Here is a 24,140-nt window from a genome sequence, read left to right as displayed (position 1 = left end):
ACCCCCCTTTCCCCGGCTTTATCCGCCGATCGTCGCTCGACTTCTGCGGGAATAATCGCTCTCACTGAAAAAGGGCAGGGTGCCCCGATCATCTGGAGAGCGCGTTGGCAGAGGATAGCGACCTCGAAAAAACCGAATCAGCCACTCCCCGGCGCATTGAAAAGGCGCGGGAAGAGGGGCAGGTTGCGCGTTCCCGGGAGCTTTCGACCTTTGCGCTGCTGTCGGCGGGCTTTTTCGGCACGTGGGCGATGTCCGGTTCGATCGGCGAGCACACGCAGAACATGCTGCGCGCGGCCTTCACGTTCGACCACGCGACCGTCTTCGAAACGCGCAGCATGCTGATCGGCGCGGGCGTCGTGGGTCGCGAAGGTCTTTCCGTGCTGTTTCCGGTTCTCGCGCTGACGGGCGTCGCCGCGCTGCTCGCGCCGCTCGCGCTCGGCGGCTGGCTGATCTCGACGAAATCCTGGGAGCCGAAGTTCAGCCGGCTCGACCCGATCGCGGGTCTGGGCCGCATGTTTTCGATCAACGGCCCGATCCAGCTTGGCCTGTCGTTCGCGAAGACGCTGGTGGTCGGCATCATCGGCACGACGGCGATCCTGAATCGTCGCGATGAAATCCTCGCGCTCGCCATGCAGCCGATGCACGAGGCGTTCGCCAACGCGGTTCATCTGATCGGCGTCTGCTGCGGCATGACCGTGGCCGGCATGGCGCTCGTCGCCGCGCTCGACGTGCCGTATCAGCTCTGGTCGTACCACAAGAAGTTGCGCATGACGAAGGACGAAGTGAAACGCGAGCACCGCGAAAACGAAGGCGATCCGCACGTGAAGGGCCGCATCCGCCAGCAGCAGCGCGCGATCGCGCGGCGCCGGATGATGGGGGAAGTGCCGAAGGCGGACGTCGTCGTGACCAACCCGACCCACTTCGCCGTTGCGTTGAAGTACACGGACGGCGAGATGCGCGCGCCGAAGGTCGTCGCCAAGGGCGTGAATCTCGTGGCGGCGCGCATCCGCGAGCTGGCCGTCGAAAACAACGTGCCGCTGCTCGAAGCGCCGCCGCTTGCACGGGCGCTGTATCACAACGTCGAGCTGAACCGTGAAATTCCGGGCCCGCTCTACGGCGCGGTCGCCGAAGTGCTGGCGTGGGTCTACCAGCTCAAACGGTTCAGGGACGAAGGCGGCGAAAAGCCGGTCGCGCCGACGGAGTTCGACGTGCCCGCCGAACTCGACAAGGGCGGCGTCCCCGACGACGAAGCCATGCAGGAAGCCGCCGACGCACTCGGCGATGAAAACGAAGGCAACGGAGCCTCAGCATGAACGCACGCATCGGGTTCCTTTCGCGACGGCCGGACGCATTGAGCGGCACCAACCTGCGCGCGCTCGCGGGTCCAGTGCTGATCGTCATGATCCTCGGCATGATGATCCTGCCGTTGCCGCCCTTCCTGCTGGACCTGCTGTTCACGTTCAACATCGCGCTTTCGGTGATGGTGCTGCTCGTCGCCATGTACACGATGAAGCCGCTCGATTTCGCGGCGTTCCCGAGCGTGCTGCTGTTCTCCACGCTGTTGCGGCTCTCGCTGAACGTGGCGTCCACGCGGGTCGTGCTGCTCGAAGGTCACAAAGGACCGGACGCGGCCGGCCAGGTGATCGAGTCGTTCGGTCACTTCCTCGTGGGCGGCAACTTCGCGGTCGGTATCGTCGTCTTCGTCATCCTGATGGTGATCAACTTCATGGTGATCACGAAGGGCGCGGGGCGGATCGCGGAAGTGTCCGCGCGCTTCACGCTCGACGCGATGCCCGGCAAGCAGATGGCGATCGACGCCGACCTGAACGCCGGCCTGATCAACGAAGAACAGGCGCGCAAGCGCCGCCTGGAAATCTCCCAGGAAGCCGAGTTCTACGGCTCGATGGACGGCGCGAGCAAGTTCGTGCGCGGCGATGCGATCGCCGGCCTGCTGATCATGGTGATCAACATCATCGGCGGGCTGATCGTCGGCGTGGTCCAGCACAACATGGACTTCGCGGCGGCCGGCAAGGTCTACACGCTGCTGACGATCGGTGACGGCCTCGTCGCGCAGATTCCCTCGCTCGTGATTTCGACGGCAGCCGGTGTGATCGTCTCGCGCGTCGCGACCAACGAAGACATCGGCACGCAGCTGACCGGCCAGCTTTTCACGAATCCGCGCGTGCTGGTCATCACCGGCGCGATCCTCGTGCTGATGGGCCTGATTCCGGGCATGCCGCACTTCGCGTTCCTGCTGCTCGGCGGCGGCCTGATCCAGCTTGGCCGCACGATGAAAAAGCGCGCGTCGCAAAGCAAGGCCGCCGCGGCGCTCGTCGACGTCGTGCCGGCCGCGCTCACGTCCACCGAAGCAACCGAAGCCAGCTGGGACGACGTGACGATGATCGACACGCTCGGTCTCGAAGTCGGCTACCGGCTGATTCCGCTCGTCGACAAGAATTCCGACGGCGAACTGCTCAAGCGGATCAAGAGCATCCGCAAGAAATTCGCCCAGGAAATCGGCTTCCTGCCGCCGGTCATCCACATTCGCGACAACCTGGAACTGCGGCCGAACGGCTACCGGATCGCGCTGAAGGGCGTCGAAGTGGGCGTCGGCGAAGCGTATCCGGGCCAGTGGCTCGCGATCAATCCAGGGCAGGTGACGGCCGCGTTGCCGGGCTCGCCCACACAAGACCCGGCCTTCGGCCTGCCGGCTGTCTGGATCGATACGAACCTGCGCGAACAGGCACAGGTGTATGGCTACACGGTGGTCGATTCGAGCACGGTTGTCGCGACGCACCTGAATCACCTGGTCGTCACGTATGCGTCGGAACTGCTCGGCCGTCAGGAAGTGCAGTCGCTTATCGAGCGGATGCAGAAGGACACGCCTTCGCTCGTCGACGATCTGGTGCCGAAGATCCTGTCGCTCACGACGCTGCAAAAGGTGTTGCAGAACCTGCTGGAAGAAGGCGTGCCGATCCGCGATTTGCGCACGATTCTCGAATCGCTCGCCGAACACGCGCCGAAGATCACGGATGCGCACGACCTCACGGCGGCGGTGCGTCTCGCGCTCGGTCGCGCGATCACGCAGCAGTGGTTCCCGGGCACCGGCGACATGCAGGTGATGGGCCTCGACCCGAATCTCGAACGGGTGTTGTCACAGGCGCTCTCGACCGGCGCGAATCCGGGCCTCGAACCGGGCCTCGCGAATACGCTCCTGACCGAAGTGCAGAAGGCGATGCAGCGCCAGCAACATCTGGGTCTCGCGCCCGTGCTGCTCGTGCAGCATGCGCTGCGTGCGATGCTCGCGCGCTTCCTGCGCCGCAGCCTGCCGCAACTGAAAGTGCTGTCCTACGCGGAAGTGCCCGATACGCGGCACGTGCGCGTTGCCAATGTGATTGGCGCGTAAGGCCGGCCGTTTTGCTTCGCCGCTGGCGTCGAACCAGCGGCCCGCGCACCGCTTCATACCCCACGCCCGTTGCCTTTCGCGCGGATATCGGCGCGCGGGCGCCGTGCGCGGCGCGTGCCTAATGCGCGAATTGCCCGCCTTTCCCGGTCTTTATCCACCGATGGGCGGTGGACTTAATTCGCAATAATCCGTCTCAATGGGAAGCGGTATGTTGCCGGTCCGTGACGCTCATCGGGAGTCAAGCTTGAACATTCGTAAATTTGTCGGCGCAACGAGTCGTGACGCGCTGCGTCTCGTTCGTGAAGCACTGGGCTCCGATGCAGTCGTCCTGTCGAACCGTACGATCGAAGACGGCACGGTCGAAATCGTCGCACTCGCCGATCGCGATCTCGCCGCGATTTCTCCCGCGCAGCAAGCCGCCGATGACTTCGGTTCCGGAGTGTCGTTCGGCGCTGGCAATAGTGGTAACGGCAACTTCGGCACCGGACTGAATGGCGGCGCGGGATATTCTGGCGCGAACCCCGGTTCCGGCACGGGCAGCAACACCACGATGAGCACCGGCTTTGGCGGCGCGCCGGCTTCGTACCCGTCTTCGGCGATGCCGTCGATGGCCGTGAATCCATACGCGAGCGCCATGCCGGATGTCTTTTCCTCGGTGTTCGGCGCGAGTCCGGAAGCCGGCACGGAGCGCGCGGCGACGCCGGCCGGCGAAACCGGATCGAACGACAGCAGCACGCTGGCAGGCAACGCCGGCGGCACCACGTCCAGCACCCGCACGACCGATGACGCACGCATCGAGATCCGTTCCGAAGCGCGGCTCGAAAGCCGTCCGGACACGCGCGCCGGCAGTCGCGCTTCAGGCCGCCCGGAAAACCGCATCGACGCACGTCCGGACATGCCGACGCCACCGTCGGTCATGACGCCGCTGCCGGCAATCGCCGAGGCGCCGGGCCGTCCGCGCACGATGGTCGAAACGAACCCCTGGCTGATCGATCACGCGCGCCGCATCGCGGCGACGGATGTCGCGCACACCGCGAAGTCGGTGATGACGCCGGCCACCGCGATGGCGCGCGGTCTGGGCGCGCCGGTCGACACGCTGGCCGCAATCGACGATCCGGGCACGCCCGACTGGGCGCGCGAAGCCGCCGACCTCGCGGCACGCCGCGCCGCGCCGCGCGCCGCACCGGCGAAAGCCGCCGCGAAGGGCGGCGTGAACTCGCTTGCCGGTCTGTCTCCGGGCGCGGCAGCGGCCGTGACCGACGGCATCAAGGCGCGCATGGAGCAGATCGTCAACGAAACCGTGATGAGCGAGCTCGCATCGCTGCGCGGCATGATGGAAGAGCAGTTCACCGGCCTCTTGTGGGCCGACCGTCAGCGTCGCAGCCCGACGCATGCCGCGCTGACCCGGCATCTGTTCGCAGCCGGTTTCTCGGCGCAGCTCGTGAAGATGATGGTCGAGAACCTGCCGGCGGTCGAAAACATGGACGCGGGCATGGAATGGGTGCATTCGGTGCTCGGGGCGAACCTGCCCGTGATCGAAAACGAAGACGCGCTGATGGAGCGCGGCGGCGTGTTCGCGCTGACGGGGCCGACGGGCGTCGGCAAGACGACCACGACGGCGAAGCTCGCGGCGCGCTGCGTGATGCGCTTCGGCGCAAGCAAGGTGGCGCTGCTGACGACCGACAGCTACCGGATCGGCGGCCACGAGCAACTGCGCATTTTCGGCAAGATCCTCGGCGTCTCGGTACATGCGGTGAAAGACGGCGCGGACCTGCAACTCGCGCTGAGCGAACTGCGCAACAAGCACATCGTGCTGATCGACACGATCGGCATGAGCCAGCGCGACCGCTCGGTGTCGGACCAGATCGCGATGCTGTGCGGCACGGGCCAGCCGGTGCAACGTTTGCTGCTGCTGAACGCAACGAGCCACGGCGACACACTCAACGAAGTGGTGCAGGCCTACCAGAAGTCGCCGGATAACCAGGCGCTCGCCGGCTGCATCCTCACGAAGCTCGATGAAGCGACGAATCTCGGCAGCGTGCTCGACACGGTGATTCGCTACAAGCTGCCGGTGCACTACGTGTCGACCGGCCAGAAGGTGCCGGAGAACCTCTACGTCGCGACGAAGAAATTCCTGATCAAAAGTGCGTTCTGCATTCCGCGCGACGGCTCGCCGTTCGTGCCGCAGGACGACGATATCCCCGCGCTGCTCTCGGCACTGTCGGCGCGTTCGACGGCCGATCTGCACGAGGTTCGCTTTGGATAAGTTCGTGCTCGATCAGGCGGAAGGCTTGCGTCGTCTGCTCAACCGGTCCGGTTCGCGCGTGGTCGCTGTTACGGGCGGCTCGTCCGGCGTCGGTTGCACGACCGCGGTGGTGAATCTCGCGGCCGCGCTCGCGGAGCTTGGCCGCGACGTGCTGGTGATCGACGAGCGTTTTGGCAAGAACTCGGTAAACGGCATGCTCGGCGGCGTGCGCGGCGCGGGCAACTTCACGGCGGTCGTGCGCGGCGAGATGGCGCTCGCGCAGGCCGTCGGCCGCCACGAGCTTGGCTTTGGCGTACTCGTCGCTTCGCGCGGCAATCGCGAGGGCTGCACGCCGGAACAGCTGGCGCTGCTGCTCGCCGGACCGGCTGACATCGTGCTGATCGACGCGGAACTCGACCACGACGGGGCGCTGTCGTCGCTCGCGATGCAGGCCAACGACGTGCTGATCGTCACGCGCATCGACGCCCAGGCGATCACCGACGCGTATGCGTGCATGAAGCGTCTGCATTTCGCGCACGCGATCCCGCAGTTCCGCGTGCTGGTGAATCGCGTCCAGAGCGCGGCGGATGCGCACAGTGCGTTTGAAAATCTGGCGGGCGTCGCGGGGCGGTATCTGACTGTCGCGCTGGAAGAAGCAGGATGTGTGACGGCTGACCCGCGCATGACGCGGGCCGTGGAGTTGTCGCGCTGCGTCGTCGATGCGTTTCCGTCGACACCGGCTGCGCGCGACTTCCGGCAGGTCGCCGGAGAACTGCAGTACTGGCCGATGCGGCCAGCGATGTCGTCACGGACGCCCGGGATGGCTTCCGCGACAGTAACAGCGGCGAAACACGCCGACCAACCGTCTGCGCAGCACGCCTGAGAGGCGAAGCGCGGAGACAAGGGGAGCACGATGTACAACGCTCAGGGAAAGATCTCCCAGGCCGACGTCCTGGCAAAATACGCACCGCTGGTGCGGCGCCTCGGCCTGCAGCTCGTCGCCAAGATGCCGGCGAGCGTGGATCTCGACGACCTGATCCAGGCCGGCATGATCGGCCTGCTGGATGCGGCGAGCCGGTACAAGGAAGATCAGGGCGCGCAGTTCGAAACGTACGCAAGCCAGCGGATTCGCGGCGCGATGCTCGACGAGCTGCGCAGCAACGACTGGCTGCCGCGCAGCCTGCGCCGCACTTCACGCGAGGTGGAAACGGCGGTGCACAAGGTGGAACAGCATCTGGGCCGCTCGGCGAGCGAGACCGAGATCGCCGATCACCTGAAAATGCCACTCGACGAATATCAGTCGATGCTGCAGGACCTGCATGGCAGCCAGCTGATCTACTACGAAGATTTCGACCGTTCCGCCGACGATGAGCCGTTTCTCGACCGTTACTGCGTCGACCATTCGGACCCGCTGTCGGCGCTGCTCGACGACAGTCTGCGCTCGGCGCTGGTCGAAGCGATCGACCGCCTGCCGGAACGCGAGAAGCTGCTGATGTCGCTGTATTACGAGCGCGGGCTGAACCTGCGGGAGATTGGCGCGGTGATGGAAGTCAGCGAATCGCGCGTGTGCCAGTTGCACAGCCAGGCGGTTGCGCGGCTGCGCACGCGGTTGCGGGAAATGGCGTGGGCGGGAGCGGAGGCGGGCTGATATCAGCCGGTTTCGCGATATCTCCACCCATCGCAGAAAAAGCAACGCGGCGCACCAGGCGCCGCGTTGCTTTTTGTGTCAGGGATTCAGGAAGCGAAACGGTCCGCGTGACCGGGCTTAAAGCCCGTTATTCGCCGGAATCCGTCCGTCCGGGCCGTAGAACCCGACGCGTTCGGTGGTGACCGCGACGTTGAGCGCTTCGAGCGCGCGCTGGTTGTAGTCCATCCGCGTGCGAATCAGCGAACCGTTCAGGGTGTTCGAGCGGCGCGCGCGTTCGGCGGCTTTTTGCAGCAGCGACCATTGCGCGGCCAGTCGCGCATCGCCGTCCGCGGCCAGCTCCATCCCCGGCCAGCCGGCCGGATAGCCGAGCTCAGCCAGTTGCGCATCGCGCAATTGTTCCAGCGTGGAGAGTTTGCCGACCAGTTCGGTTTTCTTTTCGACGATCGGCGGGAGCGTTTCGAGCGGCTCAACGGCAGTGAGCGCCTTTTCTTCCAGGGCGAGAACCGAGGCAAAGGCTTCGACGGTCGAATATTCGTCGATGACAGTAGAAAGCAGGGCGTCTTTCATCACAACTCGCTAGACACGCTGGCCCGCGCGTTGCATGCGGACCCAGTTTGACAAATGCCGCCCGGCACGAGGCGCACCATGCACCGGTGCGTCAATCAGTTGCCGGTCGACGGGCTCTTCTTCTGCAACAGGTTGCGCGCCGTTTCCAGCACGCCATCAGCAATCTTGCCGGTATCGATCTTCAGCGAACCGTCCTTGATCGCCTGACGGATCGATTCGACGCTTGCCGTATCGATGTCGGCCGAGCCAGTGGAGGCGAGGCTGTGCAGATGCGCGGCCAGTCCCGACAGGCTGACGCTCGCGTCGCCCGACGCGCTGCCTGCCGCACTGCTGCTGGCTGCTGCACCGGCAGCCGTTGCGCCCGCGCTCGCCGGAGCGGCGTCGCCGCCTTGCTGCGCACGCTGCGCGGCGTCTTTCAACGTCGGCAGACCTGAATTGGATGTGGAATCGACTTTCACGATTGGCTTCCTGAACGATTTGAGTCTAATAACGGCATTCACGAATCGAAACTTTAGCTCAATCGATACCGCCCGCTTCCGGTCTTCTTCCTGTGCGCACAGTGCTCGCGGCGCCCCGGTGTTCCGTCATCCCGCCCCAGCAAACTAGAGCTGGATCTCGACGGTGCCACCGTTCTTCACAATTCCCTGGATCACCTGGCCACTGGCCGTCTTCACCCGCACCGACTGGCCGGGCGCCGCGTTGTTCATCGCGCTGCCTTCCGCCGAAATCGCAAAACCCTGCCCTTGCGCGACCACTTTCACGGTCTGGCCGATCGTCACCGACGACGCGCTCTTCAGCATGTCCAGGCGCAGCGGCAGGCCGGCGGACACACGCATCGTGGTGGCCGAGCCGATGGCCTGCGACGGATCGGTCACGATCGATTGCGGCAACATCGTCAGATCGCCTTCACGGGCGACGAGGTCGGCGGCGGAAAGCGTCTCGCCGGGATTCATCGGGCGCGAGGCCACGTAATAGGTGGCGTGCACGGTAATGCGCGCCTGCATGTACATCGTCCACGGACGCTCGCCAGCACAGCGCACACCGACAGTCGTGCGGCCCCAGAGGCGCGTGCCGGTCGGCATGAACGGCTCGAACGTCGCGCAGGCGGCGAGCCCGCGCGGAAACACCGGCGCAATCGTGATCTCGACCTTGCCCGGCAGGCCGACGACCTGCTGCTGCAGGAACGCGAGCGCGGCGCGGCGGACCGCTTCGCCGTCCTGCTGGCCGGCGGGAACGGGTGGCGCGGCTTGTACGGCCTGAGTCGCCGCCTGCGTGGGCTGTGCAGCGACGGTCTGCAGCGCAGCGGACAGCACTGTCGGTTGCGAAGCGGGCACGCTGCGAGCCGCTGCATGAGTGCCCATCGCGCGCGTCGTGTTGCCGGCACTGGTGCCCAGTTGCGGCGGCTCGCCGCGCGATGCGAGCGTGTCGAATTGTGCCGCGGCATCGCTGGCGGGCGGGTTCGCCGCGACCGGCCGCACCGGCTCGGCCATGCGCACGGCCGGTTGCGAGGGCGCGATGATCACCGGCATCACCTGGCGTTCGGCAGGCTGCATGCTGACGCGCATCATGCCCGGAGCCGGCGCCTCGCCCGCGCCGGGAATGACGATCGCACCATCCGCGTGGGCTGCGTTGGCGAACCGGTCGATGTTGTTGCGATCGTTCGGCGACGCGCGGCCGGCTGTGTCCATCGCCGCGCGCTGCATGGCAGCCGTTGGCGCCGGCGCATTCATGCGCCCGGCCATTGCCGCGAGCGCGCCCGGATTCGTCTCGGCGGGTCCCGCGATCACGATCGGTCCGCCGGCGTCCTCCGCGTAGGCGGACGAAGGCAGCGCCGCGCCGGCCGCGCCGACGGCGAGCGCGAGCCACGCCGCCAGCGTCCGTACGGTGCCCGCACTGGCGCGGCGCGCGGTGTGCGGGAGAGCGGAAGCGGACAGGGACATGGTGTTTCTCCATCGGAATGCACTGGTACGAATCGCATTCTAGAGAGCGGCCCTCTCTGGCAAACGTTGAATAGAGGCCCCCTTCCCCGGTTATTCGTCCGATTGCCGCCTGGCGCCGGCCCCTAAGATGCATCACATGCAAAAAGGCCTTCATGGTCGCCATCATCGTTCGCTGCGCCTCGCGCAAAGCGCACATCGGCCGATCAGGAAGCCCCGGACCGTCATGGGGAAAGATCAATGCTGGACAAACTCGATGCCGAATTCGCTTTTGGCCGCCAGGCGCTCGATGTGCGCGCCTACCGTCAGGAGCTGCTGTCTTCGAATATCGCCAACTCCGACACGCCCGGCTACAAGGCACGCGATGTCGATTTTTCGTCGGCGCTTGCCGGCGCGCTGAAAAAGAGCGGCGGCGCCGTTCAGGGCGCGTCGAACAGTTCGACGCTCGCCATGACGCAACCCGCCGGTGTGACGAGCGGCATGTCGATGGTGTCGACGCAGCCAGGACACCTGCCGGGCAAGCAGACCCTTCAGGCCACCGGCGGCCCGACCGACGACTTCGGCACGGTCGCATACCGCATTCCGGCGCAACCGTCGCTCGATGGCAATACCGTCGATCTCGACACGGAGCGCGTGAACTTCGCCGACAACTCGCTGCACTTCGAGTCGGGCATGACCGTGTTGTCGCAACAGATCAAGACCATGCTCTCGGCGATCACGTCGGGTTCGTAAGCAGGCACGCAGGAATATCACGCATCACCGCATCTGATTTGAGTACCGCCAGAAACCACACGCTACGGGATTAATAGCCGGACACCGGCAAGAGAGGTCGAGAAGCCATGCCTTCCCTGATGAATATTTTCAATGTCGCCGGTTCGGCGATGTCCGCGCAGTCGCAGCGGCTCAACGTCACGGCGTCGAACCTGGCGAACGCGGACAGCACCACCGGTCCCGACGGCCAGCCGTACAAGGCCAAGCAGGTCGTGTTCGGCGTCAGCCCGATCGCGGGCGGCGCACGCACGAGCTCCGGCCAGCAGATCGGCGGCGTCCAGGTGACGGGCGTCATCGACGATCCGACGCCGATGAAAACGTCGTACGAACCGGGTAACCCGGCCGCGAATGCAGACGGCTACGTCACGTTGCCGAACGTCGATCCGGTGCAGGAAATGGTCAACATGATTTCGGCCTCGCGCTCGTATCAGGCCAACGTCGAAACACTGAATACCGCGAAGCAGCTGATGCTGAAAACGCTAACGATCGGAACCTGAGGAGCATTTCCTTGACCACCAACACCTCTATCGGTAACAACGGCCCGGCCATATCGCAGACGTTGCTCGATACGATGAACGGCACGGCCAGTTCGTCCTCCAGCTCCAGCTCGACCTCGAGCGCGACAAGCGGCTCGGATCTGCAGAACACGTTCCTGCAACTGCTCATCGCGCAGATGAAGAACCAGGACCCGACGAATCCGATGGACAGCTCGCAGATGACTTCGCAGCTGGCCCAGATCAACACGGTGACGGGCATCAGCCAGCTGAACACGTCGCTCACGTCGCTCTCGACGCAACTGACCGCGGGCCAGCAGACGCAGGCCGCGAACCTGATCGGCTCGACGGTGCTCGCCCCGGGCAACACGTTCCAGGTGGCAAGCGGCAAGGCGACCGGCTTCGGCGTCACGCTCGCGAACGACGCGTCCGACCTGCAGATCGTCGTCAAGAACTCGGCCGGCACGATCGTCAACACGCTCGACCTCGGCAAGCAGTCGGCGGGCACGGTGCCGGTGGGCTGGACACCGGTCGACAAGTCAGGCAACGCGCTGCCGGACGGCACCTACACGATTACCGCGACCGGCACGGTCGGCGGCAAGGCCGCGACGGCGACGACGCTGTCCGCCGGCACGGTTCAAGGCGTGATCAAACAGACGGACGGCACGGCGGGCCTCGTGCTGTCGACGGGCAGCACGGTCGGACTGACCGACATCGCCGCCATCATCTAACTGCATCCAGATACTTCAGATACGGAGAATGTCATGGGTTATCAGCAAGGCTTGAGCGGGCTGGCTGGCGCGTCGAGCGACCTCGATGTGATCGGCAACAATATCGCCAACGCGAACACGGTGGGTTTCAAGCAGGGCTCTGCGCAGTTCGCCGACATGTACGCGAATTCGGTGGCAACCGCGGTGAACACGCAGATCGGTATCGGTTCGCGTCTCGCCTCGGTGCAGCAACAGTTTTCGCAAGGCACGATCAACACGACGAATCAGGCGCTCGACGTCGCGATCAACGGCAACGGCTTCTTCCAGATGTCGAACAACGGCTCGCTGACGTATTCGCGTAACGGCGTGTTCCAGCTCGACAAGAACGGCTTCATCATCAACGCCGACGGCCTGCAGCTGATGGGTTACGCGGCCAACGCGAACGGCATCATCAACTCGGCGAACACGGTGCCGCTGAAGGTGCCGACCGCGAACATCCCGCCGACGACGACCAGCACCATCACGGCTGGCCTCAATCTGAACGCGCAGGATCCGCTGGTGCTCGGTACGCCAGGCGTGGCGCTCGGCGGCACCAACACGGGTACGGTGACCAGCAGCGGCGCGGCGATCACCAATACCGCCGCCGGCACGAACGCCAACACCTATCAGATCACGTTCACGAGCGCGACGACGTATGACGTCTACGTCAATGGCAGCGCGACGCCTTCGGTCACGGGCGCAACTTACACGGACGGCTCGCCGATCACGCTCGGGACCGGTGAGACGGTGACGCTCGCGGGTGTCCCGGCAGTCAATGACACGGTTACCGTGTCGCCGACGTCCGTCCCGTTCGACCAGACCGACAGCACGACCTACAGCTATCCGACGTCGGTGCCGGTGTACGACTCGCTCGGCGGCGCGCAGCAGGTCAACATGTACTTCGTGAAGACGGCAGCAGGCTCGTGGGACGTATACGCGGGCGTGTCGACCGGCACGGCGAGCAAGATCGGCACGGCGACCTTCGACAGCTCGGGCAATCTGGTGAGCACCACCGACAATGCGGGCAACCCGACTGCCACGCCGCTGGCATTCGATTTCTCGATCCCGACCACCGACGGTTCAGCCACACCGCAAAGCCTGCAGCTGCGTATCGGCGGCACCACGCAGTTCGGCAGCAAGGACGGCACGAACTCGCTCGACCAGGACGGTTTCGCCGCCGGCACGCTGACCAATTTCACGATCGGCCAGGACGGCACGCTGACGGGTAACTACTCGAACGGCCAGACGGCCGCGCTCGGCCAGATCGTGCTCGCGAACTTCGCGAACCAGAACGGTCTCGTCGATCTCGGCAACAACCAGTACGGAGCGACGGCCGCTTCGGGCGTCGCGCAGATCTCGACGCCGGGCAGCACGAATCACGGCACGCTGCAGGGCGGCGCGGTGGAAAACTCGAACGTCGATCTGACAAGCGAGCTGGTGGACCTGATCACGGCGCAGCGCAACTACCAGGCGAACGCGCAGACGATCAAGACCCAGCAGGCCGTCGATAACACGTTGATCAACCTGTAAGCGCAGCACGCACCGACACCATCATGGACCGGCTCATATATACCGCGATGTCGGGCGCCACCCAGGCGCTCGAACAGCAGGCACTGGTCGCGAACAACCTCGCGAACACGTCGACAACGGGTTTTCGCGCGCAGCTCGCGACCTTCCGGGCCGTGCCGATGGCGTTCGGCGACGGCAGCACCGTCAACAACGATACGACCCGCACCTTCGTGCTGTCGTCGACGCCGGGCGCGGATTACACGCCCGGCCCGATCCAGCAGACCGGCAACCCGCTCGACGTCGCGATTCAGGGTCCGGGCTGGCTGTCGGTGCTGACGCCCGACGGCAACGAGGCGTACACGCGCGCAGGCAACCTGCACGTCGACGAGAACGGCCAGATCGTGACCGCGACCAACCTGCCGGTGGTCGGCAACGGCGGCCCGCTGTCGGTGCCGCCGGGTTCGGAGGTGACCATCGGCAAGGACGGCACGATCTCCGCGCTGACCCCGGGGGATCCGCCGACGTCGATCGCGCTCATCGACCAGCTGAAGCTCGTGAACCCGGAGCCGGGCACGCTCACGCGCGGCGATGACGGCCTCTTTCATACCACCGACGGCAACCCCGCCGACGCCGATCCGAACGTGGTGGTCGCGGCAGGCTCGCTCGAAGGCAGCAACGTGAACCCGGTTGCAGCAATGGTCTCGATGATCACCAACGCGCGTCAGTTCCAGATGCAGACGAAGATGATCGAGTCCGCCGACCAGAATGACCAGTCGGCCAACAAGCTGCTCGACTTCAGTTAATACAGACTGCGGGCCCGCCTGCACTCAGGAGAAGAATCACCGTGAACCGCTCACTCTATATCGCTGCAACCGGCATGAATGCGCAGCAGGCGCAGATGGACGTGATCTCGAACAATCTCGCGAACGTCAGCACGAACGGCTTCAAGGGCTCGCGCGCGGTGTTCGAGGATCTGCTGTATCAGACCACCCGCCAGCCGGGCGCGAACTCCACGCAGCAGACCGAACTGCCGTCCGGCATTCAGGTCGGCACGGGCGTGCAGCAGGTCGCGACGGAACGTCTGTACACGCAGGGCAACCTGCAGCAGACCGGCAATTCGAAGGACGTCGCGATCAACGGCGCGGGCTTCTTCCAGGTCCTGATGCCGGACGGCTCGAACGCCTACACGCGTGACGGCTCGTTCCAGACCAACTCGCAGGGCCAGCTCGTGACGTCGAGCGGCTATCAGGTCATTCCGGCTATCACGATTCCGCAGAACGCCACGTCGCTCACGATCGGCAGCGACGGCGTGGTGTCGATCACGCAGGCAGGGTCGAGCACGAGCACGCAGATCGGCTCGATGCAGATCGCCACGTTCATCAACCCGACCGGCCTCGACGCGAAGGGCGAAAACCTGTTCGCGGAAACGTCGTCGTCGGGTGCGCCGATCGTGTCGCAACCGGGCCTGAATGGCTCGGGCTCGCTCAATCAGGGCTACGTGGAAGCGTCGAACGTGAACGTCGTGCAGGAACTGGTCAACATGATCCAGACCCAGCGCGCGTACGAAATCAACAGCAAGGCCGTGACGACCTCCGACCAGATGCTGCAGACCCTGAGCCAGATGCCGGTCTGACCGGTCGGTAAATGACAGGGTTAACAGAAACGGTAATCACGATGTCGCATTTCACAGGTATCCCGGCAATCACACGCGGCGCGCGCGCGGCGCGGCTGCTCGCGCTCGCCGGAACGTTCGCCGCCGCCCTCGGCGGCTGCGCACTCGTGCCGACGCAGCCGATCGTCCAGCAGCCGATGACGGCCGCCCCGCCCCTGCCGCCCTCGCAGCAGTCGCCCGGCTCGATTTTCAATCCGGGTTACGCGGGTCGGCCGCTCTTCGAAGACCAGCGGCCGCGCAACGTCGGCGATATCCTGACCATCGTGATCGCGGAAAACATCAACGCGACGAAGTCCTCGGGCGCGAACGCGAACCGCGACGGCGCGACCAAGTTCGGCGTGCCGACCGCGGGGTTCCTCTCCGGCCTGTTCGGCAAGGTGAACCTCGACGCGAGCGGCACCAACACGTTCCAGGCGGCAGGCGGCGCGAACGCGTCGAACACGTTCAACGGCACGATCACGGTGACCGTGACGGGCGTGATGCCGAACGGCAACCTGAACGTGAGCGGCGAAAAGCAGATGCTGATCAACCAGGGTAACGAGTTCGTGCGCTTTTCGGGCGTCGTCAATCCGAACACGATCTCCGGCCTGAATTCCGTGTACTCGACCCAGGTCGCCGACGCGAAGATCGAATATTCCGCGAAGGGCTATATCAACGAGGCCGAGAACATGGGCTGGCTGCAACGCTTCTTCCTCAATCTCGCGCCGTGGTGATCATGAGCTTCGCACTTTTTAGCCGCATGGGCTCCGCGCGCACGTCAGGCACCTCGGGCGCATCAGGCGCCGCGCGCCTTCGCAACGTCTGCCGCACGCTCGCACTCTGCGCGCTGGCATGCGTGGTGCTGCCGCTCAGCACGTCCGTCGCGCATGCCGAGCGCCTGAAAGATCTCGTATCGATCCAGGGCGTGCGCGACAACCCGCTGATCGGTTATGGCCTCGTGGTCGGCCTCGACGGCACCGGCGACCAGACGACGCAAACGCCGTTCACGACGCAGACGCTCGCGAACATGCTCGCGAACCTCGGCATCTCGATCAACAACCAGTCCGCCGGATCGAGCAATACCGGTACGTCGGCGCTTACCAGCATGCAGTTGAAGAACGTCGCCGCCGTGATGGTGACGGCGACCCTCCCGCCTTTCGCGCGGCCGGGCGAAGCGATCGACGTGACGGTGTCGTCGCTCGGTAACGCGAAGAGCCTGCGTGGCGGCACGCTGCTGCTCACGCCGCTGAAGGGCGCGGACGGCCAGGTCTATGCGCTCGCGCAGGGCAACATGGCCGTCGGCGGCGCGGGGGCGAGCGCGAACGGCAGCCGGGTTCAGGTCAACCAGCTCGCGGCCGGCCGCATCACGAACGGCGGGATTGTCGAACGTGCGGTGCAGACCACGATCTCGCAGTCGGGCACGGTCCAGCTCGAACTCAACGACATGGATTACGACACGACGCAGCGCATCACCGCGGCCGTGAACAACGCATTCGGTTTCGGCACGGCGGTCGCGCTGGATGGCCGCACGGTCCAGCTGCGCGCGCCGACCGATCCCGCGCAACAGGTGTCGTTCATGGCGCAGTTGCAGAACCTCGATGTGAAACCGGCGCAGGCCGCCGCGAAGGTGATCCTGAACGCACGCACCGGTTCGATCGTGATGAACCAGATGGTGACGCTGCAAAACTGCGCGGTCGCGCATGGCAATCTTTCGGTGGTCGTCAATACGCAGCCGGTGGTGAGCCAGCCGGGCGCATTCTCGAACGGCCAGACGGTGGTCGCGCGGCAGTCGCAGATCCAGCTCAAGCAGGATAACGGCGCGCTCAAGTACGTGAACGCCGGCGCGAATCTCGCCGACGTCGTCAAGGCGCTCAACGCGCTTGGCGCCACGCCAGCAGATCTGATGTCGATCCTGCAGGCGATGAAGGCGGCCGGATCGTTGCGCGCCGACCTCGAAATCATCTAAGGAACCGTGATGAATTCAGATCCCACCAGCGCGGCAAACGACCTGTCGCAACGCTTCGCGCTCGACGTCCAGGGCTTCGACGCACTGCGCGCCCAGGCGAAGAACTCGCCGCAGGAAGCGATGAAATCGGCGGCGAAGCAGTTCGATGCCGTGTTCACGCAGATGATGCTGAAGAGCATGCGCGATGCGACGCCGCAGGACGGTCCGTTCGATTCGCACGACACGGCCACGTTCACGTCGATGATGGACCAGCAGCTCGCGCAGCAACTGTCGAACAAGGGCATCGGCGTGGCGGACGCGATGCTCAAGCAGTTAATGCGCAATTCCGGCATGCAGACCGGTGACGCGAACGCGGGCAACAACGCCGCGCTCAACGCGCTCGCGAAGGCCTACGCGAATCCGGCGAACAACGGCGCGCTGCAATCCGGCCGCGGTTATTCGGCGAACAGCGCGCTGACGCCACCGGTGAAGGGCGACGGCAGCTCGCCGAAAGTCGATGCGTTCGTCGACCGGCTCGCGGCACCGGCGCAGGCGGCGAGCGAAGCGACCGGTATTCCGGCGCGCTTCATCATCGGCCAGGCCGCGCTCGAATCGGGCTGGGGCAAGAGCGAGATCAAGAAGGTGGACGGCTCGACGAGCCACAACGTCTTCGGCATCAAGGCGACGAAGGACTGGACCGGCAAGACGGTGTCGACCGTCACGACGGAATACGTACACGGCAAGCCGCAACGCGTGGTCGAGAAATTCCGCGCCTACGATTCGTACGAAGACGCGATGACCGATTACGCGAGCATGCTGAAGTCGAATCCGCGCTACGCGCAGGTGCTCAACAGCTCGCACGACGTGAACGGTTTCGCGACCGGCATGCAGCGCGCCGGCTACGCGACCGACCCGCATTACGCGAGAAAGCTCATCTCGATCATGCAGAAAATGGGGTGAAGCAGGGCTTGCGGATGAGCGGTGCGCAGGTTCACATCGCGGCGGGCCAGCGCCTCGCGCGGGCAGGAATTAAACGTTTGCCGGGAAAAATTAACGGTGGTGCCCTAAACTTTGGGTGCGCGCTGCCGCTAATCAGTTACACCCGATACGGGAAAGAAGTGAAAGTATTCCGGTTGAACGCGCGTTGACAGGCGAAGGACGACGGCTTCAAAAGCCGCCCTTCCTGCCCGGTAGACCGCCCGCAAGAACAGGCACACTGGCAAGAACATGGATACCAACCAGTCGAACGGCGATAAAACTCAGGCAGAAGACGCCGGGAGCGGTAACGATTTCGGTCGCCGGAACCCGCTGGAAATCGGCGTCCAGCTACGCAACCTCGCCATCCGTGGCGATTTTCTGACCGTGCAGTACAAGAGTGGCCAGCTCGTCACGAAGATCCTCGATGTGGATGTGCGCGCGCGGACGTTCACCTTCGACTGGGGTGGTCTTCCCGAGCAGAACGAGGGTTTGCTTGCCGCGCCGCGCGGCCGCTTTCATGCGTCGCCGGATGGCGTTCGTGTCGAGTTTTCGACCGCCACGCCGCGTGAAACAGAATACGAAGGCCGTCCGGCCTTCGTGGCCGAATTCCCCGAAGTGCTGTTCTATGTGCAGCGTCGTGAATATTTCCGCGTCGATGCGCCCGTGCTCAATCCCTATCTCTGCAAGGGCCAGCTCGCGGACGGCGGCGCGTTCCGTTTTGAAGTACACGACCTGTCGCTGGGTGGCGTCGGCATACGCACGAACGACGAGCGCATCGCCGACCTTCCGATGGGCGCGGTGCTCTCCGATTGCGAGCTGATTCTCGGCGCACTCGGCACGCTGTATCTCGACCTCGAACTGGTTTCCCATCGCGCGATCACGCAGCCGAACGGCGCGGCGTGCTATCAGCTTGGTTTCCGTTTCGTCACGCTGCCGGGCAATGCGGAGAACACGCTTCAACGCCTTATCACGCAGCTCGAAATGAAGCGGCGCTCGCTGGTGCGCGCCTGAAGGCTTGACGGGCACGCGCCGCGTGCCCGGAACGACCCGCGCGGCGCGCGCGAAAAGCTCTTCGCCCGACGCAATTGGCCCTCAATGTTTTCGCGGCCGGGCCGATATACATGGTGTTCAGTCAACTCGGCGGCGCATCAGCGTCGCCTCTCAGGATGACGCATGTCCAGTAACCTTTTCAGCATCGGCCTCAGCGGACTCAACGCAGCCCAGTGGGGGCTGACGACGACGGGCCAGAACATCGCCAACCAGGCAACGCCCGGCTATTCGATCGAGCGTCCTGTCTACTCGGAAACGAGCGGACAGTACACCGGTTCCGGATATCTGCCGCAAGGCGTGTCGACGACGACCGTCCAGCGTCAGTGGAGCCAGTACCTGGCGACCCAGCTGAACACCGCGCAGTCGGGCGCCGGTTCGCTGTCTACCTACTACAGCATGATTTCGCAGTTGAACAACCTGGTCGGCAGTCCGACTTCGGGTATTTCGACGGCGATCACGAGCTACTTCACCGGTCTGCAGAATGTCGCGAACAGTGCGTCCGACAACGCGATGCGCCAGACCGCGATGAGCAATGCGCAAGCGCTTGCCGATCAGATCAACGCCACCGGCGAACAGTACGACCAGTTGCGCACGAGCGTGAACACGCAGCTGACTGATACCGTCGCGCAGGTCAACACGTACACCGCGCAGATCGCGTCGCTGAACGCGCAGATCGCCGCGCAAAGCACCTCGGGCCAGCCGCCGAACCAGTTGATGGACCAGCGCGACCTCGCCGTGTCGAACCTGTCGTCGCTCGTCGGCGTGCAGGTCGTGCAGAACAGCAGCGGTTACAGCGTGTTCATGGGTAACGGCCAGCCGCTCGTGATGAGCGACAAGAGCTTCAACCTCACGACGCAGACGTCGCCGGGCGATCCGACCGAACTGTCAGTGGCGTACGCCGGCCTCGTGGGTGCGAACCCGGCGCCGACGCCGCAGGTTCTGTCGGATTCGGCAGACATTGGCGGCCAGCTTGGCGGTCTGCTCACGTTCCGCAGCCAGTCGCTCGATCCGGCCGAAGCGCAACTCGGCGCGATCGCGACGAGTTTTGCCGCCCAGGTGAACGCGCAGAACGCGCTCGGTATCGACCTGTCTGGCAACCCGGGCGGCGCGCTGTTCACAGTCGGCTCGCCGACCGTCTACGCCAGTTCGAAGAACACGAGCACGGCTACGCTAAGCGCATCGTTCGCGAACGCCGCGCAGCCGACGACGAGCGACTACACGCTTTCCTTCGACGGCACGAACTACACGCTGACGGATTCCGCGACGGGCACCGTCGTCGGCCAGTCGACGAGCCTTGCGTCGCCGATCGGCGGCCTGCAGCTTTCGGTGTCCGGCACGATGAACGCGGGCGACAAGTTCTCCATCGAGCCCACGCGCGGCGCGCTGAACAACTTCGCGCTGACGACCTCGGTTGGCTCCGCGATTGCCGCTTCGGCGCCGGTGCTGGCGTCGGCGACGTCGACCAACAGCGGCTCCGGCCAGATCACGCAGGGTTCGGTGTCGGCGGGCTACACGCTGCCGAGCTCGAGCACGACGCTCACGTACAACTCGGGCACGGGCGAGCTGACCGGTTTCCCGGTGGGGTCGGTCGTCACGGTGGGCGGCACGCCGCCTTCGACGGTCACGATCACCACGGCCGGCACGGGCGTGCCGTACGACCCGGCGACGGGTGCGACGCTGACGATCAACGCCGGCACGGGCGCTCCGCCGGCGGGCGGCTGGATGAACGGCGTGACGGTAAGCCTGAGCGGCGCGCCTTCGAACAACGACACGTTCACGATCGCGGCGAACACCGGTGGCGCCAACGACGGCCGTAACGCACAGTTGCTGTCCGCGCTGGTCACGGCAAAGCAGCTGAACGGCGGTACGGTGACGTTGACGAACGCATACGCGAACTACGTCAACGACATCGGTAACCAGACGAACAACGTCGACGCGCAGAGCACGGCGCAGGCCTCGCTCGTCACGCAGATCACGACAGCCCAGCAATCGGTTTCGGGTGTGAACATCAACGAGGAAGCCGCGAACCTGCTGCAGTACCAGCAGGCGTATCAGGCGAACAGCAAGGTGATCCAGACTGCTGACACGCTGTTCCAGACCATCCTCGGCATTTTCAATTGAGGCGTTGAACGCATATGCGCATTTCCACGACCCAGTATTTCGGCATGAACGTCCAGACGATGGACGATCAGCAAAGCCAGCTCACGCAGCTGTATCAGCAACTGTCGAGCGGCGTGAGCCTTGCGACGCCGTCGGACAATCCGGTGGGCGCGGCGCAGGCCGTGCAGCTGAGCATGCAGGCTGCGACGCTGTCGCAGTACTCGAGCAACCAGAACGCGGCGCTTTCGTCGCTGCAGTCGGAAGATACGACGCTTGGTACGGTCAACGGCATCCTGACGAACATCAACACGCTGCTCGTGCGTGCCGGCGACGGTTCGCTGAACGACGGCGACCGTAGCGCGCTCGCGACCCAGTTGCAGGGTCTGCGCAGCCAGCTGCTGTCGCAGGCGAACGCCACCGACGGCTCGGGCAGCTTCCTGTTCGCGGGTTACCAGACGACGTCGCAGCCGTTCGGTACGAACGCGTCGGGCGCGGTGCAATACAACGGCGACAGCGGCGTGCAGTACGTGCAGGTCACGGGCACCCGTCAGATCGCAGCCGGCGACAACGGCGCGACAGTGTTCCTCGGCGTTTCGCCGACCGGCACGAACTCGATTCCGGCTGGCAGTACGACCAACACTGGGTCAGGCACGATCGGCACGGTGAGCACGACGAATCCGGCCGATCCGACCAACGCCGACAAATACACGATCAACTTCACGAGCCCGACCACGTACACGGTGACGGACGTGACGGCTGGATCGACAACCGCGGCGCAGACGTTCACGTCGGGCACGGCGATCACGCTGGGCGGTCAGACTGTGGCGATTTCCGGCGCCCCGGCAGCGGGCGATTCGTTCTCGGTGACGCCGGCCACGCAGTCGGGCACGGATGTGTTCGCGAACATCGATGCGGCGGTGGCGGCATTGCAGACGCCCGTCACACCGGGCGCGGGCACGGCGAACCTGACGAATGCGCTTTCGACGGCGATGGGCAAGCTGGCGAATACGTTGAACAACGTGATCACGGTTCAGGCATCGGTGGGCGGACGGGAAAATGAACTGACGGCGTTGCAGACGGTCACGCAGAGCAACAACCTGCAGACCCAGAGTAACCTGGCGGATCTGACGCAGACGAACCTGACGCAGGTGATCAGCAAGTACACGATGGTGCAGTTTTCGCTGCAGGCGGCGCAGCAGGGGTTCTCGATGATTCAGAAGATGTCGCTGTTTAATTACATCGGGAATTGATTCTGCGGTTTTTCTGATCTGGATGTGAGAACGGCCCGGGTTTGTGAAGACCCGGGCCGCTTTGTTTTACGTTGCTGCTAATCGATTACAGGTAGACCAGCGAGAAGGTGGCCAGACCGTCGATAGGCACTTCCGTGTTCAGCGGCGGCATGTCAGCCGTCTTGTTCAACGCGAGATCGATTTCAAGCGGTTGCGTAATCGTGGTGAACGCAGCCGGGACCGTTTGACCGGGGGCGGCCCACGAGTGGGTACGGACACCGGGTTGAATCATCGTGCCAAACGGGTGGACGAATGCCGACCAGGTCGTGCCGCCATCCTGAGAGTAAATTCCGTCAGCAGCGTTACCGTCTGCGGTGATGCCGGTTTTCAGGAATCCGACGTTATAGGCGCCCACGGTCTTTCCACCAACCGAACCAACGCCCAAGACCTGGCTTGGGGCTGTCGAGAGGGGAAGCACCGAGCTTGCCGATCCACTTGTGCCGCTGCGATTGTCGACGGTTGTAATGCCTACTGCGACCGGCGCATCGCAGGTCACGGTGAGCGTCGCATTTTTCGCGGGCAGCAACGTAGCAGCGGTGGCGCTGAGCGATGAAGCCGGGATGCGACCAAAGTCAACGATACCGCCGCCCGAAATCGTCGGCGTGCACGAAGCCGGCACGATCGTACCAATAACCTTCAGGTCAACCGAATCAGCGGCGAATGCGCCAACCGAAGTTGCGGCCAGCAGGGCGGCCAGAAGGGTGTTTTTCGAAACGAGTTTCATGTTTAGCTCTTTCAAGGTTGATGAGGAAGCAGAACCCGACTGGTTGTGTTTGCGCCGAATCCTTGAGTTGAATTCTGAGCGTTTGCCTTGCTTCGCTGAATAGCAGTTCCTTTACATGCAGGAAGTTCTGAAAGCAAGTGTTGCTCAAGCTGCATTCGGCGCGCAGTCGCACAAGGCGGGGCCGCCGAGCTAAATGAAATCGGGCGATATCCAGAACGGGGCATCGTGCCCCGACCAAGGCTGCAGCCTCTTTCAGCAGGCGAACCAGCGAATTGCGGCGCGTTCGATCAGTTCGAGTTCGCAAATGCGGAAGCGGCCCGGTTTTGAGAACCCCGGCTGCTCATCGCCGTCACCGAAAACGAATCACAGATAAACCAGCGAGAACGTAGCGAGACCGTCAAGCGGCACATCGTTCGTCAGGTCAGGCTGGTTGGGCCGGCTGTTCAGCTTCGTCGAAACCACGATACCCTGCGTGATTACGCTGTACGCTTGCGGAGCCGTGCCGCCGCTCACCGTCCACGCAATCTGGTTATTGCCACCGGCATTGATATGCGCATCCGTGACACCAAGCGTGCCCCACGTCGAACCGCCGTTGTCCGAATAAACGCCATCCGGAGTTGTACCGTCTGCAGTCGCGGTGGCATGGGGGAACGTGATCGAGTAAGCGCCGACGTTCTTCGAATTCACAGCGCCCAGACCGTACGCATACTGATCGCCCGTTGCAATAGCACCCGCCGGTGCCGTGCCGCTACGATCATCGATAACCTTCACCGAAACCTTGGCCGGTTGATCGCAGGTGATCGTCAGCGATGACGTTTTGTCTGCAAGGGTGGTGAAACCGGTATCGCTGAGCGAAGCAGCAGGGATGTTGCCGTAGTCGATCACGCCGCCGCCTGCGAGAGTGGGTGTGCACGATGCCGGAACAATCGTGCCGATGACCTTCAGGTCAACCGAATCAGCGGCAAACGCGCCAACCGATATCGTTGCGAGCATGGCAGCCAGAAGAGTCGACTTCGAAATAAGTTTCATGAGAATCCGTTCAAAGAAAATAGAAAAGAGGACGCAGCGAGGTGCTCG

22 protein-coding genes are annotated in these 24,140 nt (G+C 64.3%); 17 read left to right on the top strand and 5 right to left on the bottom strand.

The features are described 5' to 3' along the window. Positions 1–104: 104 nt before the first annotated feature. From flhB to LPA34_RS16345, 5 genes are all read left to right on the top strand, one after another. A complete protein-coding gene (gene flhB, locus LPA34_RS16365; protein WP_228979977.1) occupies positions 105–1,313 on the top strand; it encodes a flagellar biosynthesis protein FlhB in 1,209 nt (402 codons plus the stop codon). After that, entirely contained in the window at positions 1,310–3,406 is a 2,097-nt protein-coding gene (gene flhA / locus LPA34_RS16360; protein WP_228979974.1) for a flagellar biosynthesis protein FlhA, read from the top strand. The genes flhB and flhA overlap by 4 nt, the downstream gene beginning before the upstream one ends. Before the next feature lie 244 nt (positions 3,407–3,650). After that, positions 3,651–5,672: a flagellar biosynthesis protein FlhF gene (flhF, locus tag LPA34_RS16355; RefSeq protein WP_228979973.1), complete on the top strand. Its 2,022-nt coding sequence runs from the start codon at positions 3,651–3,653 to the stop codon at positions 5,670–5,672. Beyond that, positions 5,665–6,534 (top strand): MinD/ParA family ATP-binding protein, encoded by an 870-nt coding sequence (locus LPA34_RS16350; protein WP_228979972.1) that lies wholly within the window; start codon positions 5,665–5,667, stop codon positions 6,532–6,534. The genes flhF and LPA34_RS16350 overlap by 8 nt, the downstream gene beginning before the upstream one ends. A gap of 30 nt (positions 6,535–6,564) precedes the next feature. Beyond that, positions 6,565–7,299, top strand: a complete 735-nt coding sequence (locus LPA34_RS16345; protein ID WP_228979967.1) for an RNA polymerase sigma factor FliA — start codon at positions 6,565–6,567, stop codon at positions 7,297–7,299. A gap of 117 nt (positions 7,300–7,416) precedes the next feature. Here the strand turns inward: LPA34_RS16345 and LPA34_RS16340 are convergent, their stop codons facing one another. From LPA34_RS16340 to flgA, 3 genes are all read right to left on the bottom strand, one after another. Beyond that, on the bottom strand, positions 7,417–7,866 hold the full coding sequence (locus LPA34_RS16340; RefSeq protein ID WP_228979965.1) for a flagella synthesis protein FlgN: 450 nt from the start codon (positions 7,864–7,866) through the stop codon (positions 7,417–7,419). 95 nt (positions 7,867–7,961) lie between these two features. Further along, positions 7,962–8,324 (bottom strand): flagellar biosynthesis anti-sigma factor FlgM, encoded by a 363-nt coding sequence (gene flgM / locus LPA34_RS16335; RefSeq protein ID WP_228979963.1) that lies wholly within the window; start codon positions 8,322–8,324, stop codon positions 7,962–7,964. A gap of 144 nt (positions 8,325–8,468) precedes the next feature. After that, positions 8,469–9,806: a flagellar basal body P-ring formation chaperone FlgA gene (flgA, locus tag LPA34_RS16330; protein ID WP_228979961.1), complete on the bottom strand. Its 1,338-nt coding sequence runs from the start codon at positions 9,804–9,806 to the stop codon at positions 8,469–8,471. 237 nt (positions 9,807–10,043) lie between these two features. Here flgA and flgB point away from each other — a divergent pair, with 237 nt between their 5' ends. From flgB to flgL, 12 genes are all read left to right on the top strand, one after another. After that, complete coding sequence (flgB, locus tag LPA34_RS16325) at positions 10,044–10,535, top strand: flagellar basal body rod protein FlgB (protein WP_228979960.1); 492 nt, start codon at positions 10,044–10,046, stop codon at positions 10,533–10,535. A gap of 107 nt (positions 10,536–10,642) precedes the next feature. Then, positions 10,643–11,071 (top strand): flagellar basal body rod protein FlgC, encoded by a 429-nt coding sequence (flgC, locus tag LPA34_RS16320; protein ID WP_228979957.1) that lies wholly within the window; start codon positions 10,643–10,645, stop codon positions 11,069–11,071. A gap of 11 nt (positions 11,072–11,082) precedes the next feature. After that, positions 11,083–11,799 (top strand): flagellar hook assembly protein FlgD, encoded by a 717-nt coding sequence (gene flgD / locus LPA34_RS16315; protein ID WP_228979955.1) that lies wholly within the window; start codon positions 11,083–11,085, stop codon positions 11,797–11,799. 33 nt (positions 11,800–11,832) lie between these two features. After that, positions 11,833–13,347: a flagellar hook protein FlgE gene (locus LPA34_RS16310; protein WP_228979952.1), complete on the top strand. Its 1,515-nt coding sequence runs from the start codon at positions 11,833–11,835 to the stop codon at positions 13,345–13,347. 23 nt (positions 13,348–13,370) lie between these two features. Further along, on the top strand, positions 13,371–14,129 hold the full coding sequence (gene flgF / locus LPA34_RS16305) for a flagellar basal-body rod protein FlgF (RefSeq protein ID WP_228979950.1): 759 nt from the start codon (positions 13,371–13,373) through the stop codon (positions 14,127–14,129). Between the two features lie 41 nt (positions 14,130–14,170). Continuing rightward, on the top strand, positions 14,171–14,959 hold the full coding sequence (flgG, locus tag LPA34_RS16300) for a flagellar basal-body rod protein FlgG (protein WP_228979948.1): 789 nt from the start codon (positions 14,171–14,173) through the stop codon (positions 14,957–14,959). Positions 14,960–15,000: 41 nt separating this feature from the next. Then, positions 15,001–15,711, top strand: a complete 711-nt coding sequence (gene flgH / locus LPA34_RS16295) for a flagellar basal body L-ring protein FlgH (RefSeq protein WP_228979946.1) — start codon at positions 15,001–15,003, stop codon at positions 15,709–15,711. A 2-nt stretch (positions 15,712–15,713) separates the two neighbouring features. After that, positions 15,714–16,943: a flagellar basal body P-ring protein FlgI gene (locus LPA34_RS16290; protein WP_407672606.1), complete on the top strand. Its 1,230-nt coding sequence runs from the start codon at positions 15,714–15,716 to the stop codon at positions 16,941–16,943. 9 nt (positions 16,944–16,952) lie between these two features. Continuing rightward, the gene (gene flgJ, locus LPA34_RS16285; RefSeq protein ID WP_228979943.1) at positions 16,953–17,882 is read left to right on the top strand and encodes a flagellar assembly peptidoglycan hydrolase FlgJ; all 930 of its coding nucleotides are present in this window, start codon (positions 16,953–16,955) and stop codon (positions 17,880–17,882) included. Between the two features lie 267 nt (positions 17,883–18,149). Beyond that, the gene (locus LPA34_RS16280; protein WP_228979938.1) at positions 18,150–18,911 is read left to right on the top strand and encodes a flagellar brake protein; all 762 of its coding nucleotides are present in this window, start codon (positions 18,150–18,152) and stop codon (positions 18,909–18,911) included. 162 nt (positions 18,912–19,073) lie between these two features. Then, positions 19,074–21,071: a flagellar hook-associated protein FlgK gene (gene flgK / locus LPA34_RS16275; RefSeq protein WP_228979935.1), complete on the top strand. Its 1,998-nt coding sequence runs from the start codon at positions 19,074–19,076 to the stop codon at positions 21,069–21,071. A gap of 14 nt (positions 21,072–21,085) precedes the next feature. After that, complete coding sequence (flgL, locus tag LPA34_RS16270) at positions 21,086–22,300, top strand: flagellar hook-associated protein FlgL (RefSeq protein ID WP_228979932.1); 1,215 nt, start codon at positions 21,086–21,088, stop codon at positions 22,298–22,300. A gap of 85 nt (positions 22,301–22,385) precedes the next feature. On the opposite strand, the gene LPA34_RS16265 is transcribed toward flgL, so the two are convergent. Continuing rightward, positions 22,386–23,063 carry a DUF1120 domain-containing protein gene (locus LPA34_RS16265; protein ID WP_228979930.1) on the bottom strand — a complete coding sequence of 226 codons (678 nt, stop codon included), beginning with the start codon at positions 23,061–23,063 and terminating at the stop codon, positions 22,386–22,388. Positions 23,064–23,426: 363 nt separating this feature from the next. After that, on the bottom strand, positions 23,427–24,092 hold the full coding sequence (locus LPA34_RS16260; RefSeq protein ID WP_228979926.1) for a DUF1120 domain-containing protein: 666 nt from the start codon (positions 24,090–24,092) through the stop codon (positions 23,427–23,429). Between the last annotated feature and the right edge of the window lie 48 nt (positions 24,093–24,140).

The organism is Paraburkholderia gardini (genome assembly GCF_907164575.1).
Lineage (GTDB): Bacteria > Pseudomonadota > Gammaproteobacteria > Burkholderiales > Burkholderiaceae > Paraburkholderia > Paraburkholderia gardini.
The sequence above is the reverse complement of the archived record's forward strand: the minus strand, read 5'-3'. Positions and strand labels throughout refer to the sequence as shown.

Coding starts and splice junctions, on each gene's coding strand:
- flhA (WP_228979974.1), top strand. CDS start 1,310: ATGAACGCACGCATCGGGTTCCTTTCGCGACGGCCGGACGCATTGAGC.
- LPA34_RS16345 (WP_228979967.1), top strand. CDS start 6,565: ATGTACAACGCTCAGGGAAAGATCTCCCAGGCCGACGTCCTGGCAAAA.
- LPA34_RS16340 (WP_228979965.1), bottom strand. CDS start 7,866: ATGAAAGACGCCCTGCTTTCTACTGTCATCGACGAATATTCGACCGTC.
- flgA (WP_228979961.1), bottom strand. CDS start 9,806: ATGTCCCTGTCCGCTTCCGCTCTCCCGCACACCGCGCGCCGCGCCAGT.
- flgB (WP_228979960.1), top strand. CDS start 10,044: ATGCTGGACAAACTCGATGCCGAATTCGCTTTTGGCCGCCAGGCGCTC.
- flgC (WP_228979957.1), top strand. CDS start 10,643: ATGCCTTCCCTGATGAATATTTTCAATGTCGCCGGTTCGGCGATGTCC.
- LPA34_RS16310 (WP_228979952.1), top strand. CDS start 11,833: ATGGGTTATCAGCAAGGCTTGAGCGGGCTGGCTGGCGCGTCGAGCGAC.
- flgF (WP_228979950.1), top strand. CDS start 13,371: ATGGACCGGCTCATATATACCGCGATGTCGGGCGCCACCCAGGCGCTC.
- flgH (WP_228979946.1), top strand. CDS start 15,001: ATGTCGCATTTCACAGGTATCCCGGCAATCACACGCGGCGCGCGCGCG.
- LPA34_RS16290 (WP_407672606.1), top strand. CDS start 15,714: ATGAGCTTCGCACTTTTTAGCCGCATGGGCTCCGCGCGCACGTCAGGC.
- flgJ (WP_228979943.1), top strand. CDS start 16,953: ATGAATTCAGATCCCACCAGCGCGGCAAACGACCTGTCGCAACGCTTC.
- LPA34_RS16280 (WP_228979938.1), top strand. CDS start 18,150: ATGGATACCAACCAGTCGAACGGCGATAAAACTCAGGCAGAAGACGCC.
- flgK (WP_228979935.1), top strand. CDS start 19,074: ATGTCCAGTAACCTTTTCAGCATCGGCCTCAGCGGACTCAACGCAGCC.
- flgL (WP_228979932.1), top strand. CDS start 21,086: ATGCGCATTTCCACGACCCAGTATTTCGGCATGAACGTCCAGACGATG.
- LPA34_RS16265 (WP_228979930.1), bottom strand. CDS start 23,063: ATGAAACTCGTTTCGAAAAACACCCTTCTGGCCGCCCTGCTGGCCGCA.
- LPA34_RS16260 (WP_228979926.1), bottom strand. CDS start 24,092: ATGAAACTTATTTCGAAGTCGACTCTTCTGGCTGCCATGCTCGCAACG.